Source organism: Streptomyces sp. NPDC053079 (assembly GCF_044546695.1).
Lineage (GTDB): Bacteria > Actinomycetota > Actinomycetes > Streptomycetales > Streptomycetaceae > Streptomyces.
Genome location: NZ_JBITZJ010000013.1, coordinates 19,345 through 35,365 on the forward strand (window position 1 = coordinate 19,345; position 16,021 = coordinate 35,365).

At 71.8% G+C, this 16,021-nt stretch carries 10 protein-coding genes; 5 read left to right on the forward strand and 5 right to left on the reverse strand.

What is annotated here, in order from left to right:
• Positions 1 to 69: 69 nt before the first annotated feature.
• The 3 genes from ACIGXW_RS33600 to ACIGXW_RS33610 all read right to left on the reverse strand — a co-directional run bounded on the left by ACIGXW_RS33600 (position 70) and on the right by ACIGXW_RS33610 (position 2,725).
• Positions 70 to 639, reverse strand: coding sequence for an NADPH-dependent FMN reductase (locus tag ACIGXW_RS33600; protein WP_399576655.1), 570 nt, complete (start codon positions 637 to 639; stop codon positions 70 to 72).
• 136 nt (positions 640 to 775) lie between these two features.
• On the reverse strand, positions 776 to 1,372 hold the full coding sequence (locus tag ACIGXW_RS33605) for a TetR/AcrR family transcriptional regulator (RefSeq protein WP_071962509.1): 597 nt from the start codon (positions 1,370 to 1,372) through the stop codon (positions 776 to 778).
• Positions 1,373 to 1,573: 201 nt separating this feature from the next.
• Positions 1,574 to 2,725, reverse strand: a complete 1,152-nt coding sequence (locus ACIGXW_RS33610; protein WP_399576656.1) for a methyltransferase — start codon at positions 2,723 to 2,725, stop codon at positions 1,574 to 1,576.
• A gap of 178 nt (positions 2,726 to 2,903) precedes the next feature.
• Here ACIGXW_RS33610 and ACIGXW_RS33615 point away from each other — a divergent pair, with 178 nt between their 5' ends.
• From ACIGXW_RS33615 to glgX, 5 genes are read left to right on the forward strand one after another with little or no spacing between them, the layout of a single operon-like run.
• On the forward strand, positions 2,904 to 3,974 hold the full coding sequence (locus ACIGXW_RS33615) for a gluconate 2-dehydrogenase subunit 3 family protein (RefSeq protein WP_399576657.1): 1,071 nt from the start codon (positions 2,904 to 2,906) through the stop codon (positions 3,972 to 3,974).
• Between the two features lie 9 nt (positions 3,975 to 3,983).
• Positions 3,984 to 5,795, forward strand: a complete 1,812-nt coding sequence (locus ACIGXW_RS33620) for a GMC oxidoreductase (protein WP_399576658.1) — start codon at positions 3,984 to 3,986, stop codon at positions 5,793 to 5,795.
• Positions 5,796 to 6,932: a cupin domain-containing protein gene (locus ACIGXW_RS33625; RefSeq protein WP_071962513.1), complete on the forward strand. Its 1,137-nt coding sequence runs from the start codon at positions 5,796 to 5,798 to the stop codon at positions 6,930 to 6,932.
• Between the two features lie 10 nt (positions 6,933 to 6,942).
• Positions 6,943 to 8,196, forward strand: a complete 1,254-nt coding sequence (locus ACIGXW_RS33630; protein ID WP_399576659.1) for a cupin domain-containing protein — start codon at positions 6,943 to 6,945, stop codon at positions 8,194 to 8,196.
• Positions 8,197 to 8,213: 17 nt separating this feature from the next.
• Positions 8,214 to 10,328 (forward strand): glycogen debranching protein GlgX, encoded by a 2,115-nt coding sequence (glgX, locus tag ACIGXW_RS33635; protein WP_399576660.1) that lies wholly within the window; start codon positions 8,214 to 8,216, stop codon positions 10,326 to 10,328.
• On the opposite strand, the gene ACIGXW_RS33640 is transcribed toward glgX, so the two are convergent.
• Together ACIGXW_RS33640 and ACIGXW_RS33645 are read right to left on the reverse strand one after the other, a co-directional pair.
• Positions 10,297 to 11,073 (reverse strand): thioesterase II family protein, encoded by a 777-nt coding sequence (locus ACIGXW_RS33640; RefSeq protein ID WP_399576661.1) that lies wholly within the window; start codon positions 11,071 to 11,073, stop codon positions 10,297 to 10,299. The genes glgX and ACIGXW_RS33640 overlap by 32 nt on opposite strands.
• Before the next feature lie 23 nt (positions 11,074 to 11,096).
• Positions 11,097 to 16,021, reverse strand: a 4,925-nt coding sequence (locus tag ACIGXW_RS33645; RefSeq protein ID WP_399576662.1) for a MupA/Atu3671 family FMN-dependent luciferase-like monooxygenase, incomplete at its 5' end; no start/stop codon positions are given.

Sequence of the window (16,021 nt, forward strand, 5' to 3'; positions counted from 1 at the left end):
GTGCAACGATCCGGCCAAGCTCTTGTGATACCGAACGAATCACGCCAAGCGCCGGCTCTCCCACAGGGCTCACGCGGCGCGGACGGCCTCGCCGAGGGCGTCGAGCAGGCCGGTGAGGGCGGTGCGCAGTTCCTCGGTCGCCGGCAGGCCGTCCTCGCCGAGGGCGGTGTCGGCCTGCGGCACGCACACCTCGTCGCCGACGACCACGGCGCCGCAGGCCTTGAGCACCTTGGTCAGGTCGGCGTGGGCCCGCCGGCCGCCGAAGTTGCCCGGGCTGGCGCCGATGACCGCCACGGCCTTGCCGGTGAGCACCGAGCGGCCGTAGGGGCGGGAGGCCCAGTCGAGGGCGTTCTTGAGCTGGCCGGGGAGGGAGCGGTTGTACTCCGGGGTGGCGAACAGCAGCGCGTCGGCGCCCGCGACGGCGGCGAGCATCCCGGCCACGCCCGCGCCCGGCTCGGCCTCGTCGTCCTCGCTGAAGGGCGGCACCGCGGCCAGCCCGTCCCACAGCTCCAGCTTCACCTCGGGGCCGCCCAGCGCGCCGGCCGCGCGCAGGAGGGCGCTGTTGATGGAGTCGGCGCGCAGGCTGCCCGATATGGCCAGGACGCGGAGGGTGTCGGTGGACCGGTCGATGGTGTTCATGAAGAGGGAGAACTCCTGGGGAGAAACAAAAGGGATGCGGTGCTTCGCCGCGCACCGGTCGGACAAGTGAGCGAGCGAGCCCCGATTATGACGGAGGGTCCGCCGGTGCGGCGACGGCAATCCCGTGCGGCGGCCGTCAGTCCCGGCGCAGCAGGGTGTCGACGACCGAGTCCAGGTAGGCGGCCTGCTCGGCCGTGGGCGGGAGCGCGCCGGGCACGGCGTGGCCCAGCTGGGTGTGGCCCAGGTAGGCGGTGTAGCCCAGCACTCCGCGGCGGCGGGCCTCGTCGGGCGGGAAGCCGAGCTCGGCGAAGAGGTCGGCGAGGTAGCCGATCCGGCGCTCCGTCACGCGCCGCAGCACCGCGGCGACCTGGGGGTGCGCGGACGTGGCGAGCAGGGAGAGCTCGAGGGGGTCACGGGCCGCCGCCGCGGTCGCTTCGGCGAAGAGGCGGCGCAGTCGTCGCAGCGGGTCGGGCTCGGGGGCGAGCGCTTCGATCATGTCCTCGGTGCAGACCTCTTCCCAGCGGCGCAGCGCGGCCTCGATGAGCGCCTCGCGGTTGGTGAAGTGCCAGTAGAAGCTGCCCTTCGTGGTTCCCAGCCGGGCGGCGAGCGGCTCGACCGCGACCGCGGCGAGGCCGCCTTCACCGATGGCCGTGAGGGCGGCGTCCGCCCAGTCCCGCGCGCTCAGCCGCTGCCGTCCGCCGCTCTGCGGCTTGCCCTCTCGCCGTCGCACCATGGCCGTACGCTACCGTACGGTAAACATACGCAGGCGTATGGAAGAGCGCCGTTTCCCGTACGACGAAAGGGATGCCGCATGACCACCGATCAGTCCGGCCCTTCCGCGCAGTCGCTGTTCATCGAGCGCCGCGACGGCCGGTGGGAGCGGACCCCGGCCGACCGCCGGGCATGAGCCGACGCCCGGCGGGGCGGGGGTCGTTCAGCGCTTGACGGCGCGCAGGATGACGAACTTCGGGTCGCTCGCGACGACCTCGCAGTTGCCGAAGACCTTGCGCAGCTTCACGTGGTAGCCGAGGTGGCGGTTGCCGATGACCCACAGTTCGCCGCCGGGGCGCAGCGCCTTGCGGGAGCCGGTGAACATGCGCCAGGCCGTGGTGTCGGTCGTCGCCTGGTGGGTGTGGAACGGCGGGTTGTTCAGGACCAGGTCGACGGACTGCGGGGGCACGGCCGCCAGGCCGTCGCCCACCTGGAACTCCGCCGCCCGCGACCCGGCGTTCTCCCGGAACGTGGCTTCCGCCGAGGCCACCGCCTGGTAGGACTCGTCGATGAAGAGCACCTCGGCCTCGGGGTTGGCCAGCGCCGCCGCCGTGCCGACGACGCCGTTGCCGCAGCCCAGGTCGACGATGCGCTCGGGGCCGCCGTGCCGGGGCAGACGGGGCAGGAAGAAACGGGTGCCGATGTCCAGGCGCTCGGCGCAGAAGGTGCCGGCGTGGTTGGTGACGGTGCGCCCGGAGACCGCGCCGATCCCCTCCGGCAGGGCGTAGCGGTGCGGCCACGGGTTGGCGGGGCGCTGGACGCCGGGGTCGGGGGTGCAGAAGATCAGCCGGGCCTTCTTCACCGCCAGCGAGGTGCGGGTCGGCCCCACGAGGCGCTCGAACAGCTTCAGCGTCGAGGTGTGGATCTCGGTGACCCGGCCCGTGCCGACGACGAGGGTGCCCTCGTGGAGGCGGGGCGCGAGCCGGTGCAGCTGGTCCTCCAGCAGCGCCAGGCTCTTGGGCACCCTGATCAGCAGCACGTCGATCCGGTCCGGGGGCGTGTCCTGGGTGGACAGCAGCCGCACCGCGTCGGGGGCGACGCCGTTGCGCGCCAGGTTCGCCCGGGTCGCCTCCTGGGCGAGGAAGGAGTCGGTGATCTGGACGGGCCGGTGTGCGGCGAGCGCGGTGGTCAGGGCGCCCCACCGGTCCCCCACCACGGCCACGGTGCCCGACAGGTCGGCGGGCTCCCCGTCGCTTCCGTGGAGGTGCCGCAGCAGGTATTCGTCGGCGGCGTCCCAGGCGCGCAAGGGGTCGCGGGGATCCTCGGGGAAACGGGCGAGATCGAACTCGCCCCATGGCGTCGTGAAGCTGTTCATTGTGGGCTCAGGCTATCGGAGGCCCGCCCGCGCCGGAGAATCACCAGCCCCATGGAATACGCCGGGCAACAGGCGCAGCGCCGCTCGTCCCGGCCGTGGACAAAGCCCCGTACCGGCAATATTTTCATTGACGTCTCCGCATGGATGGCTCCAGATCTACCGAGTTCGGGGGAATGCGGTGAAGGTCGAGATCATCGAAAGGGACGATCAGTACGTCCTGAACCACTGCACGAAATACCTCGCGCGGGACGGTTCCGACCCGCGCCACGACTTCGGCCAGTACGCTCCCGGGGACCCCCGGGCCGCGGTGTGCGAGGCCTGGCGTTTCCCGGTGGTCGACACGCACTGGGACGGGGTCTCCGCGGCGGGCTCGTACCCCTTCAACGACGTGACGTTCGTCCACGACGGCCGGGCCGCGGCGCCCTCCGCCGTGACCGTGACGGGCACGTTCGGCCCGCTGCACTCGCCCGTCCCGCTGCGGCCCCTGCTGTTCGCGGGTGAGCCCACCGGATTCTGGGCGGTCACCGTGCGGGTCCCCAAGGGGCAGGTGCACACGTACAAGTACGCGGTCGACGGAACGTATGTTCTGGATGCCGTCAATCCGCAGCGCACCGTCCTCGACAACGGCGAGAGCTGGTCCCGCTTCTTCACCGATGCCTGTGCCGTGCCGCTCGTGCTGAACCGCGCCGAGCGGGAACTGCTGGGCCGGATCGTCGCGCATCTGCTGCCGTTCCGTCTCGACGAGAACCGCCGTTTCATCCGTGGAGTCTACGAATCCCTCGACCGGGCCCGGCGGAGTGCCGAATTCCCTCTCGCCTATCAGCTCGACGACGAGGTCGGCACGGTCAATTACATCGACAAACTCCTCGCCCGCCAGGAGCAGCACCACGCCGACGACTACCACGTCTGTCTGCGCATGGTCGGCGATCTGCTGCGGGCCCGCTCCGGCGGGCTCGACCCGGCGACAGTGGCGCCGGAGGCGTACGCGGAGCTGTACGGGCAGATGGAGAGCGAGAAGGTCGACGGCTGGGACCACTCCCGCTACCAGAGCCCGCGCCACTTCCTGCTGCTCCTGCGCCGGCACGCGATGACCGGCGCGTTCGTCCACCCCCGGCACGGCGGCAATTCCGGCGCGGCGGGCTGGATGTATCTGGAGAACCGCTTCCGGGACGGCCGTGGGGAGACGCTCTTCGACTGGCGGCGCGCGCTGGAGTCACCGCTGGGGCACAACACCGACTACCGCGGCTAGGGGGAAGCCATGGCGGAGGGAACGGGTCCGCGGGAACCGGCGGACATCGTCGTCATCGGCAGCGGGGCCGGGGGCGCCCCGGTGGCCCACACACTCGTACGGGCCGGGCACCGGGTGGTGATGCTGGAGAAGGGCCCGCTGCTGCGCACCCAGGCGCAGAGCCCGCAGGGGCTGAGCGACTTCAAGCGCGACGAGTCCTTCGCCACGGGCGCCGAGAAGCGCATCACGGTGCGGGGCGTCGCCAATACGGGCGAGGCGTACTTCTCCAGCCACGTCGAGCCCGACCTGAACGACGAGCCGCACGTCTACCGCGACAGCGACGGCGCCGACCGCGTCACCATCGAGGGCTACACCGCCCAGGTGGTGGGCGGCGGCACCCAGCTCTACGGCGGCGTCTCGCCCCGCTTCACCCCGGACGACCTGCGGCTGCGCAGCTTCAACGAGGGCCGTGGCGACCTGCGCGACGACCCGGGCCGCGAGGTGGTGCGCGAGGCCCGCGACTGGCCGGTCGAGTACGCCGCCCTGGAGCCGTACTACGTCCGGGCCGAGGAGCTCATCGGCGTCAACGGCACGTGGGAGGGCCAGGCCAAGACGCCCTCGGCCGACCGCTACCAGCCGCCGCTGGCGCCCAACCCCATCAGCGCGTACGCCGCCGCCGGCATGGACGCCCTCGGCATGCGCCGCTACCGCACCCCGCTCGCGGTGATCACCCGCGACCACGCGCCCAGCGGCCGTACGGTCCCGCAGGACGAGGAGAGCATCAAGACGGCCTTCGTCAACCGCTACGGCGACCCGCTGGGGCTGAAGTCCAACACCTGGGTCTCGCTCCTGGCGCCGCTCAGCGGCGACGGCGGGGGCGGCTTCGAGCTGCGGGCCAACTGCACGGTCACCCACCTGGAGGCCGAGGGCTCCAAGGTGACCCGCGTCCACTACCGCGACCCGGCCGGCCGCCCCCGCGTCCTGGCCGCGCGGACCGTCGTCGTGGCCTGCTCGGCGATCGAGTCGGTGCGGCTGCTGCGGATCTCCGCGCTGCTGGACCCGGCCTTCGAGCGGCGCATCAACGGCAACGGGCTGCTCGGCGCGTACTTCCTGACCCACTGCTTCGGCGGCGCGCAGTGCGTGGTGCCGGAGCGCGCCGACAAGTCCCGCACCCTGGACTCCGACTGGGCCACCGACCACTGCGCACGCCCCGAGTGGATCAGGGAACAGGGGCTGTGGGCGGGCGGCGTCATCTACAACAACACCTCCGACGGAGCCCTGCCCCTGTCCCTGGCCCGCACCTGGCACGCGATGGACATGGACAACCTCTGGAAGGGCTACCTCTACGACACCTCGCTGGTCGGCAACGGCTTCGAGGACTATCTGGAGACGAACTTCGGTCGTCGGCTGTCGGTCGCCTTCATGGCCAACCAGGTGCCGCAGCGCGGCAACCGCATCGAGCTCCACCCCACGGTGAAGGACAAGTGGGGCCGGCCGGCCGCCTACATCGTCAAGACCTGGCACCCCCACGACCGCGCGCTCATGGACACCCTCGCCGAGCAGTGCCGGCGCATCCTGGCCGCTGGCGGCCGGACCGGTGACATCAGCGCCGGCTCCGTCGGCCACTCGGTGGTGCGGATCGCCAACCACGTCCTGGGCGGGGCCCGCTTCGGCCCGGACCCCGCGGACTCGGTGCTCGACCCCGACTGCCGGGCCTGGAACTTCGACAACCTCTACGTCACCGACGGCTCGTTCATGCCGACGTCCGGCAGCGCCAACCCCACGCTGACCATCGAGGCGAACGCCTTCCGCGTCGCCGACACGCTGCTCGGGAGGCTGTGAATGGACACCCGGTTCGACGACATCTTCACCCACCCCGAGAACGAGATCTTCCGGGTGGTGTTCTTCCCCGACCGGATCTACCACGCCCGCTACCTCAGCGCGACCCGCTCCTCCCGCTACCGCTACTACGTCTCCGAGGTGCGCAGCAGCGCCGACGGCACCGCCATCAAGGGCGACGTCTTCCTGGGCGGCGTCCGGCTGTGCTCGATGCTGCGCATCGAATACGCGGGCATCCGGCTCGTCGAGCAGGCCCGGGAGTTCGGCCGCCGGCTCGGGCCGCGCGTGAAGGCCTGGGTCCGGCTCGTCGGGGACGGCCCGGACCGGGCCGCCGAGGCCCTGGTCACCCTGCACTGGGACCCGGTCATCGGCGCGTACGCGGCGGAGATCTGGGAAACGCTGGAGCCGCCCGCCGGATCGGCCCACGACCACCGCGTGCTGCCCCTGATGGGCCGGGACGCGCCCATCACCCGCGTGCCGCATCTGTCGTCGCTGCTGGGCCCGGCCCGCAAGGTGCTGCTGGCCTTCCGCGAGGACGGGGTGCTGTACCCGACCGGCCAGGGCATAGGCAAAGACGACGTGCAGTGGGACAACGACTACCTCCGCTCCCACCAGGAGCCCCGGACCCAGGAGCCCAGCTCGGGCCTGAACACGGTCGAGGACAAGAACTACCTGCTGGACTTCCAGCGCGGGTACTTCATCCCCGACGCGGCCGACGTCCTGCCGGTCAACTACCGCAACGCCATGACCGACCCCGACAACCCCGAGCGCTTCGACGACAACGTCATCCAGATGCGCTGGCTCTTCCAACGCGAACTCGGCAGCGAGCTGGTCTTCTTCCACGAGGTGACCGTCCCGCCCGGCACGATCGAGGGCACCCACCGCCACATCGGCTCCGAGGAGCTCTACTACATCGTCTCCGGAACCGGCATCGCCTACATGAGCGACGGAGACGACCCGGCCACCGACTCCTACCCCCTGGTCGACCGGCAGGTCTTCGGCGTGGGCCCGGTCAAGTGCCGGGAACTGCCCGTCAAACCGGGCAGCGTCATCTTCACCAAGAGCGGCGGCGTGCACGGCATCCGCAACCCGTCCGACGAGCCGCTGAAATTCGTTGCCTTCCTCTACCACACCACGTGAGGCGGTTCCGATGCCCGAGATCGTGCACAGTGACTCGGTCTTCCGCGTCGATCCCGGGAAGCCGCCGGACTACGCCGCGGACAACCCGCTGCTGAAGCTGCTGGGCCTGGTGGAGCGCTCCCGGCTCGCCGCCGAGCGCGAGCACTACGAGTCCCCCTCCCTGCAGTACCTCTACCCGCACCGGTGGCTCGAGCTGTACGGGCCCTCCGGGGGTGACGCCGACCAGCTCGATCCGGCGCTCCAGGACGTCAAGACCGACTTCCAGAAGCAGAACGTCCGCGACTTCCGCCTCGCCGACACCAGGGCCGTCCGCGGCTGGGCCGCCGCCGGCGACCGGCGCGTACCGTTCCTGCAGCTCGCCTACCGCGGCGGCCCCGACTCCGCGCTGTGGCGGGCGGCCGGACGGCTCGGCGACGCCATCGGCTGCGTCGTCTCGGTCCGCGGCGGCCCCCCGGTGACCCTGCGGGCCCCCTACGACGAGGAGAGCGACTTCTACACCGTCGAGCTGTGGGGCCACGACGGCGGCGGCCTGCGCGAGCAGCTCGGCGACCGCGGCCGCGCCGCCCTGGACTCGGGCCTGCTGCAGCCCCGCCCCGACCTCGTCGGCGGCGGCGCGGACGACTTCGCCCGCGACCGCCTCACCGAGCGGGACCTGCGCGAGGTCTCGCCCGGCCACACCATGCACCCCGTCCTGCCCCTCCACCTCGACGTGCGCTGGACCGCCGGCGGCGACGGCTCGGGCGCGGCCGACCCGGACCGGGGCACGACGCGGCTCGGCTTCGAGATGCGCGTCCGCGGCTGGGACTCCTATTTGAGCGTCGGTACGAGCCCCAACCCGCACGGCGGCGTGGGCTTCCTCGAATACCGCACCCTGTTCAGCGAATACGGCCGCTGGGCGGGCAGCGGGGACCTCCCCCGCGCCCTGGAGCCGTACAACCTGGACGCCCACGGCTCCAAGGGCCACCGCAGCGGCGACACCGAGCCGTTCCTGGCCGTCACCTACATGGACCTGCACGTCCTCGACCCCGCCTGCGGCATCGGCCTGCACCGCCACCGCGACAACCAGGAAGTCTTCCTGATGCTGGAGGGCGACGCCCTCATGGTGATCGGGGACTGGGCCGACTCCGGAACCCGCACGCGCTCCTTCGAGATCCGCCGGCTGCCCGCGGGGCACCTCGCCCTGCTCAAGGGCGGAAACCTGCACGGCCTGATGAACCCCGCCGACCAGCGCGCCTCCCTGTTCATGTTCGGCGGCTACGACTGACCGAGAGGGGCCCCGGGATGACCGACACCCGGCCAGGAGACCCGTACCGCCTCGGCGCGACCTGGGACGGCCACGGCACGAACTTCGCCGTGTACTCCTCGGCCGGGGCGTACGGCGGCCACGTCACGCTCTGCCTGCTCGACGACGACGGGCGCGAGAGCCGGCTGGCGATGTCCGCCGACTGCGACGTCTGGCACGTCTACCTACCGGGCGTGGGCCCCGGGCAGCGCTACGGCTTCCGGGCCACCGGCCCCTACGAGCCCCGGCGCGGCCTGCTGTTCTCCCCCGACACCCTGCTCCTCGACCCGTACGCGCAGATCATGCGACCGCTGGGCCCCCGCACGGCCGCCTGCCTGGTCGCCGACGCCTCCTTCGACTGGGGCACCGATCGCCGGCCGGACACCCACTGGTCGCGGACCGTGCTGTACGAGACCCACGTCAAGGGCATCAGCGCCACCCACCCCGGCGTACCGCCCGCGCTGCGCGGCACCTACGCCGGCCTCGCCCACCCGGCCGTCCTCGGCCACCTCACGGGCCTGGGCGTCACCGCCGTCGAGCTGCTGCCCGTGCACCAGCACCTGTCCGAGCCCTCCCTGCTCGCACGGGGCCTGACCAACTACTGGGGCTATTCCACGATCGGCTTCTTCGCCCCGCACGCCGCGTACAGCGCGTCGGGCGACCGCGGCGGACAGATCACCGAGTTCAAGCGGATGGTCGCCGCCCTGCACTCCGCCGGCATCGAGGTCATCCTCGACGTCGTCTACAACCACACGGCGGAGGGCGGCCCCACGGACCCCGCCTTGAGCTTCCGCGGCCTCGGCAACGAGATCTACTACCGCCTCGACCCGGCCGACCGCTCCCGCTACATCGACACCACCGGCACCCGCAACACCCTCGACGCCGGCCGCCCCGAAGTGCTGCGCCTGATCCTCGACTCGCTGCGCCACTGGGTGACGGAGATGCACGTCGACGGCTTCCGCTTCGACCTGGCCGCCACCCTCGCCCGCCAGTACGGCTACGTGGACCGGCTCGCCGCGTTCTTCCACCTCCTCCACCAGGACCCCGTCCTGAACAGGACCAAGCTCATCGCCGAACCCTGGGACGTGGGCGCCCCCGACAGCTACCAGGTGGGCCGGTTCCCGGCCGGCTGGGCGGAGTGGAACGACCGCAGCCGCGACACCCTGCGCGACTTCTGGCGGGGCCGGCCCGCCGTGGGCGACCTGGCGCGCCGGCTCACCGGCTCCGCCGACCTCTACGCCGCCGAACGCCGCGGCCCCGACGCCTCCGTCAACTTCGTCACCTGCCACGACGGCAAGACGCTCACCGACCTGGTGACGTACGAGCGCAAGTACAACGAGGCCAACGGCGAGGACAACCGCGACGGCACGAACGACGACCGCGCCGCCAACTACGGCGTGGAGGGCCCCACCGACGACGGTGCCGTCACCGCGCTGCGCGAGCGCCAGCGCCGCAACCTCCTCGTCACCCTCCTGCTGTCGCAGGGCGTGACCATGCTCTGCGGAGGCGACGAGATCGGGCGCACCCAGCACGGCAACAACAACGCCTACTGCCAGGACAACGGCATCAGCTGGTACGACTGGAGCAGCGCCCGGCCGGAGCTCACCGCCTTCGTGCGCCGCGTCGTGGCCCTGCAGCGCGACCACCCGGCGCTGCGCCGCCGCACGTTCCTGACCGGTACCGCGTCCGGCGCGGGAGACGCGCCCGGGCCGCCGGACATCGCCTGGTTCGACCACGAGGGCCGCCCGATGACGACCGGACGCTGGGAGGACCCGTCGACCCGCTTCCTCGGCTTCCTCCTGGCCGGGGACCGGGTGGACCCCGTCACGCCGGAGGGCGCACCGCAGCGTGACGACGACGTCCTCGTCCTGCTCAACGCGGGTGACGCACCGGCGGACTTCACCGTGCCCGGCCGGCCGGGTGCCGTCTACCGCGTCGTCGTGGACACCACGGCCGCGGACGGCGCCCCGGCGGCGGGCGCCGGCCTGAAGGCCGGCGACCGCTGTGCGGTGCCGCCGCGCACGGTGCTCGTCGCGACGGCCCCGCTGCCGGCGGGATCCGCGCGGGGACGCGCGGACGGGTTCACAGCACCCTTTCCCTCAGGTGCCGGGTGATCTCCCCCGTCAGCTGCTCCAGGCACGCGTCGGGGTAGAAGTGACCGCCCGGGAACTCGGTGACGCCGAGGAACTCCCGCGTCGCGTCGCTCCAGGTGGCGGCGGAGGCGGCCTCGACCGCCTCGTCGGCCGTCCCCACCATGGCCGCGACGGGCGTCGACAGCCTGGCGAGGTGCGTGGGCCGGTAGTCCTCCAGCAGGCGGTAGTCGGCGCGGATGGCCGGCATCACCAGCCCGAGCAGTTCCTCGTCCGCCAGGATCTGCGGGGCCATGCCGCCCAGCTCGGTGAGATGGGCGATCAGCGCCTGGTCCCCCTGCCGGCTGAGGTCCGAGGGCTTCGCGGCGTGCGGTGCCATGCGCGCGGAGGCGAAGAGGATCGCGGGCGGCGTGCCCATGACCCCCTCCATCACACGGGCCACCTCGTAGGCGAGCGCCGACCCCAGGCTGTGCCCGAAGAAGACCAGCGGCCTGTCGGCCAGCGGCTGCAGCGCCGCGGCGACCGACTCGGCCATGGTGCGCATGTCCGCCACCGGCGGATCCCCCAGCCGGTCCTGCCGGCCGGGGTACTGCACGGCCACGACGTCGACCTCGGCCGGGAGGTGCTTGGGCCAGGCCTGGTAGTAGCCGGCCGCTCCCCCGGCGTGGGGGAAGCAGACCAGCCGGGCCCGGGCATCGGGCCGGTTCCGCAGGAACCTCAGCCAGCTGTTCCGGGCCGGGCCGGGCCCGGCAGTCGAGTGATTCGACACGGAGAACACCTTCGCTCGTCGCCTTACCGCAGGTACTGATTGACGGTCTTACAGATCTCGGTCAGCGGGACCGGACGCATCATGTCGATGTGCACGCAGTCGATCTCGTGCCGGCCGATGCTCCCGTCGACGTACGGCGCCCAGTCCGCCGTGGTCACCACGGTCTCCTCGCCCTCCCGCGCGGCGACGAAGGACAGCACGTCGCCACGGAACACCGCGGGCCTGTACCCCCTCGACAGAGTCGCGCTGTCGAGCATGAACCGCAGGACGGAGACGGCGGTGTGGACGTCCATGTGCCGGAACCACTCGTCGTGCTCGACGAGGATCTCCGCGGCCTCCGGCAGGTCCATGGCCGCGGCCTCGTCGAAGGCGTGCCCGCGGGAGCGCAACAGGCCGGCCACGGCCGCCCGCTCGTCCACCGGAGCGGGCGCGGACGACGTCTGCTCGCTGGGGCTGGCGTCGAGCAGTGCCAGCAGGGACACCTCCTCGCCCTGCTCCTGCAGGCGCGTGGCCACGGCGTGCGCCACGAGGCCGCCGAACGACCAGCCCAGCAGGCGGTACGGACCCGCCTCCTGGACGGACCGGATGTGCCGGACGTAGTCGTCCGCCATCTCCGCGAGGTCCCTCGGCGGCTCGCCCTCCCCGCACACCTGCCGGGCCTGCAGGCCGTAGATCGGCACCTCCTGCGGAACGTGCTGGAGCAGGCCCGCGTAGGGCCAGCTCAGGCCCGTGCCCGGGTGGACGCAGAACAGCGGCTCCGCGGTCCCGGTCTCCCGCAGCGGCAGCAGCACCTTCAGCGAGTCCTGTGCCTTCTCGCCCGTCAGGTGCTCGGCGAGGGCCGCCACCGTCGGCGCCTCGAACAGCACCCGGATGCCCAGCTCGACGCTCAGCACGGAACGGATGCGGCTGATGAGACGGGTGGCGAGCAGGGAGTGGCCGCCGAGCTCGAAGAAGCTGACGTCGACGCCCACGGTCTCCAGGCCGAGGACCTCGGCGAAGAGACTGCAGAGGACCTCTTCCTGGGGCGTGCGGGGCTTACGGCCGGTGGTGAGGGCCGCATAGTCCGGTGCGGGCAGCGCCTTGCGGTCGAGCTTGCCGTTGGGGGTGAGGGGCAGGGCGTCGAGGGTGAGGACGGTGCTGGGGACCATGTAGTCGGGGAGACGCTCGGAGACGGCTGCCCGGAGGGTGTCCGTCGACAGCTCCGCGCTCTCGGCGACGACGTAGGCGACCAGTCGCTTGTCACCGGGCCGGTCCTCGCGCACGACGGCGGCGGCGTGGGCCACGTTCGGCTGTGCGGCCAGGGCGGCCTCGATCTCGCCGAGTTCGATGCGGAAGCCCCGGATCTTGACCTGGTCGTCGGAGCGGCCGAGGTACTCGAGGGTTCCGTCGGTCCGGTGGCGTACGACGTCACCCGTGCGGTACATGCGGGTGCCGGGAGCGCCGAACGGGTCGGCTGTGAAGCGTTCCGCGGTGAGGGCGGGCCGGTTGAGGTAGCCGCGGGCGAGACCGGCACCGGCGATGTAGAGCTCGCCGGTCGTGCCGGGAGGCACGGGCTGGAGACGGTCGTCCAGGACGTAGGTCCGCGTGTTGGCGATGGCACGCCCCAGCGGGACCGGTCCCGTGGCGTCCCCCACCTCGTGGGTCGCCGACCAGATCGTGGTCTCCGTCGGACCGTACATGTTGATCAGCCGGGCGTCGGGCAGCTCGGACCGCAGGAGACCGGCCAGGGACGACGGCAGCGCCTCGCCGCCCACGGCGAGGGTGCGCAGAGAGGACAGACCGGTCAGGCTCCGCTCGTCCTGCGCGATCATCTGCATCAGCGAGGGGGTCGACTGCATCAACGTCGGCGCGTACCGCTCGACGACGCCCGCCAGCGACAGGTCCTCGCCTCCGACCCGTGCCCCGTGCAGGTCACGGGCCGCCGCCAGGCCCGACAGGTGCTCCAGGACCATGTCGTCCGGGAGGCCGAAGTCGATCAGGCACGCCACTTCGTCGACACCGGCCGCGCTCAGCCCCTCAAGGAACGGCTGCACCGACTCCACGGTCCCGAAGAGGGCACTGGTCTCGAAGTAGCGGTCGAAGGCGAAGGACAGCAGCGTGTCCCTGTCGGCGTCGGTGATGCTCGCCGGGTCGAACGGCAGGTTCAGGCTCTTGGCGAGGTTCATCAGCAGACCGACCGACGACTTCAGGTAGGCCGTGAAGGGCTCACGCACCTGTTCCCGGACCGCCTCGCGGTCCTCGCCGATGAAGGTGTGCACCATCAGCGTCACCACACCCGCATCCGGGTCGTGGCCGTGGTCGGCGCGCGCCTGCCGGTACAGCCGGATGTTGGCGGCGACCTGTTCGACCGACTGGCCCAGCAGGTGCGTCAGGACGTTGGCGCCCATCGCGCCCGCACGGGCGAAGGCCTCACCGCCGCCCGTCGTCGTGATCCACGTCGGCAGCTCCTTCTGCACGGGCGCCGGGAAGACCTGGACCTCGATCTCGGCGCCCGATCCGGCGCGGACCTTCCGCGAACCCCCGCGCCACAGGTCCTGTACGACCTGTATCGCCTCGGAGGTGTACTGCTTGCGCTCCTCGTACCGGTCCGGGAAGAAGGCGAAGTCGTCGGCGTGCCAGCCGGAGGCGAACGCCGCGCCGACGCGGCCGCCGGACAGGTTGTCCACCAGCGACCATTCCTCCGCCACCCGGATCGGGTCGTGCAGCGGCAGGACGACGCTGCCCGCCCGGATCTTGACCCGCTCGGTCGCCGTGGCCAGCGCCGCGCTCATCACGGACGGGTTGGGGTAGAGGCCGCCGAACTCGTGGAAGTGCCGCTCGGGGGTCCACACCGCCTCGAACCCGTGGCGGTCGGCGAACCGGGCCCCTTCGAGCACCAGACGGTACTTGTCACCGGCGGTGGCCGTCTCGGCGCTCGCGAAGTAGAACAGGCTCACGTCGCACGGCTTGACCGGCCGGCCCGGCGCCAGGGCCCCACTCCCCTCCTTGACCAGGGCACGGTCCTGCATCAGCACCACGCGGGTGCCACGGACGAGCGTCCAGAGCAGCTCCAGGACGGAGATGTCGAAGGCGACGCTGGTGACGGCCAGGAGGGTGTCGTCCGGGCCGCAGCCCACCCGCTCGTCGACGCCGGCGAAGAAGTTGACGACGTTCCGGTGGGCGATCACCACGCCCTTGGGCCGGCCGGTGGAGCCGGAGGTGTAGATGACGTAGGCGGGGTGGTCGGGGTGCGCGGTCCGGTCGGGGTTGCCGGCGGTGTCAACCGCGAGCTCGGCGAGGGTCCCGGGATCGTCGAGGACGATCGTGGGGACGTCGGACCGGGGGATCGCCGGGAGCGTCCGCGTGTCGGTGATGACGCAGGTGGGTGCCGCGTCGCCGAGCATGTAGGTGATGCGGTCGGCCGGGTAGTCCGGGTCGACGGGGAGGTACGCCGCGCCCGTCTTCAGGACCGCCAGGAGCGAGACGATGAGCTCGGCGGAGCGGGGCAGGGCGATGGCGACGATGTGCTCGGGGCCGGTGCCCGTGCTGATGAGGCGATGGGCGAGCTGGTTGGCGCGGACGTTCAGCTCGGCGTAGGTGAGTTCCTCGCCCTCGAAGACCACGGCGGTGGCGTCGGGAGTACGGGCCGCCTGCTGCTCGAACAGCTCGGGGACGGTGCTCTGCGGTACGTCGCGATGCGTGTCGTTCCACTCGGTCAGAAGCCGGTGTCGCTCCTGGTCGGAGAGGATCTCCACCTGTCCGACGGTGGTGGTGGGATCGGTGACGACGGCTTCGAGCAGACGGACCAGTCGCCGCGCGAGCAGCTCCACGGATGCCGCGTCGAAAAGGTCCGTCGCGTAGTCGACGGTGCCGATCATGCCGGCGGGGCCGCCGTCGACGGCGAAACGTTCCGTCAGAGTGACGCCGACGTCGAACTTCGCTGCCGGCGGGCCCAGCGGTTCCATCCCCACATCGATCCCGGGGAGGTCGAGACCGGCCTGCGTCTGGTTCTGCAGGGTCAGCATGACCTGGAAGAGGGGGTGGCGGGCCATGGAGCGGACGGGGTTGAGGAGTTCCACGAGCCGCTCGAACGGCAGGTCCTGGTGGGCGTAGGCCGCGAGGTCGGTGTCGCGGACGCGCTGGAGGAGCTCTTCGAAGGTGGGGTCGCCGGAGGTGTCGGTGCGCAGGACGAGGGTGTTGACGAAGAAGCCGACGAGGTCGTCGAGCGCGTCGTCGGTACGGCCTGCGATGGGCGAGCCGATGGGGATGTCGTTGCCGGCGCCGAGGCGGGTGAGCAGGGCGGCGAGGGCGGCCTGCATGACCATGAACACGCTCGTGCCCTGAGCACGCGCGAGGTCGACGACCCGCTGGTGCAGATCCGCGTCGAGAACCAGCGGCACCGAACCGCCCTTGTGGGAGGCGACGGCAGGACGCGCCCGGTCGGCCGGGAGCTGCAACTCCTCGGGAATCCCGGCGAGGGCTTCCTGCCAGAAAGCCACCTGGCCGGTGATGACGCTCTCGGGGTCGTTTTCCTCGCCGAGGAGTTCGCGCTGCCAGAGCGTGTAGTCCGCGTACTGCACCGGAAGCGGAGCCCATGACGGCACCCGGCCTTCGGTCCGCGCCGCGTACGAAACGGAAAGGTCCCGGGCCAGGGGCGCCATGGACCAGCCGTCTCCGGCGATGTGGTGCATGACGAGCAGGAGTACGTGCTGGTCAGGGGCGCTGGTGAACAGCCACGCCCGCAGCGGCAGATCGACCGCCAGGTCGAACCGGCAACCGGCGCTCTCCTCCATGGCCGCCGCCAGCGCCTCCTGACCGGGGGCGTCCACCGTGACGAGCGTCAGCGACCCGACAGCCTCGTCCCGGCTCAGTACGCGCTGGTAGGGCTGTCCGTCGGTGTCCTCGGGGAAGACGGTGCGCAGGCTCTCGTGCCGGGTGACGACGTCGTGGAGGGCTGCTTGGAGTGCCT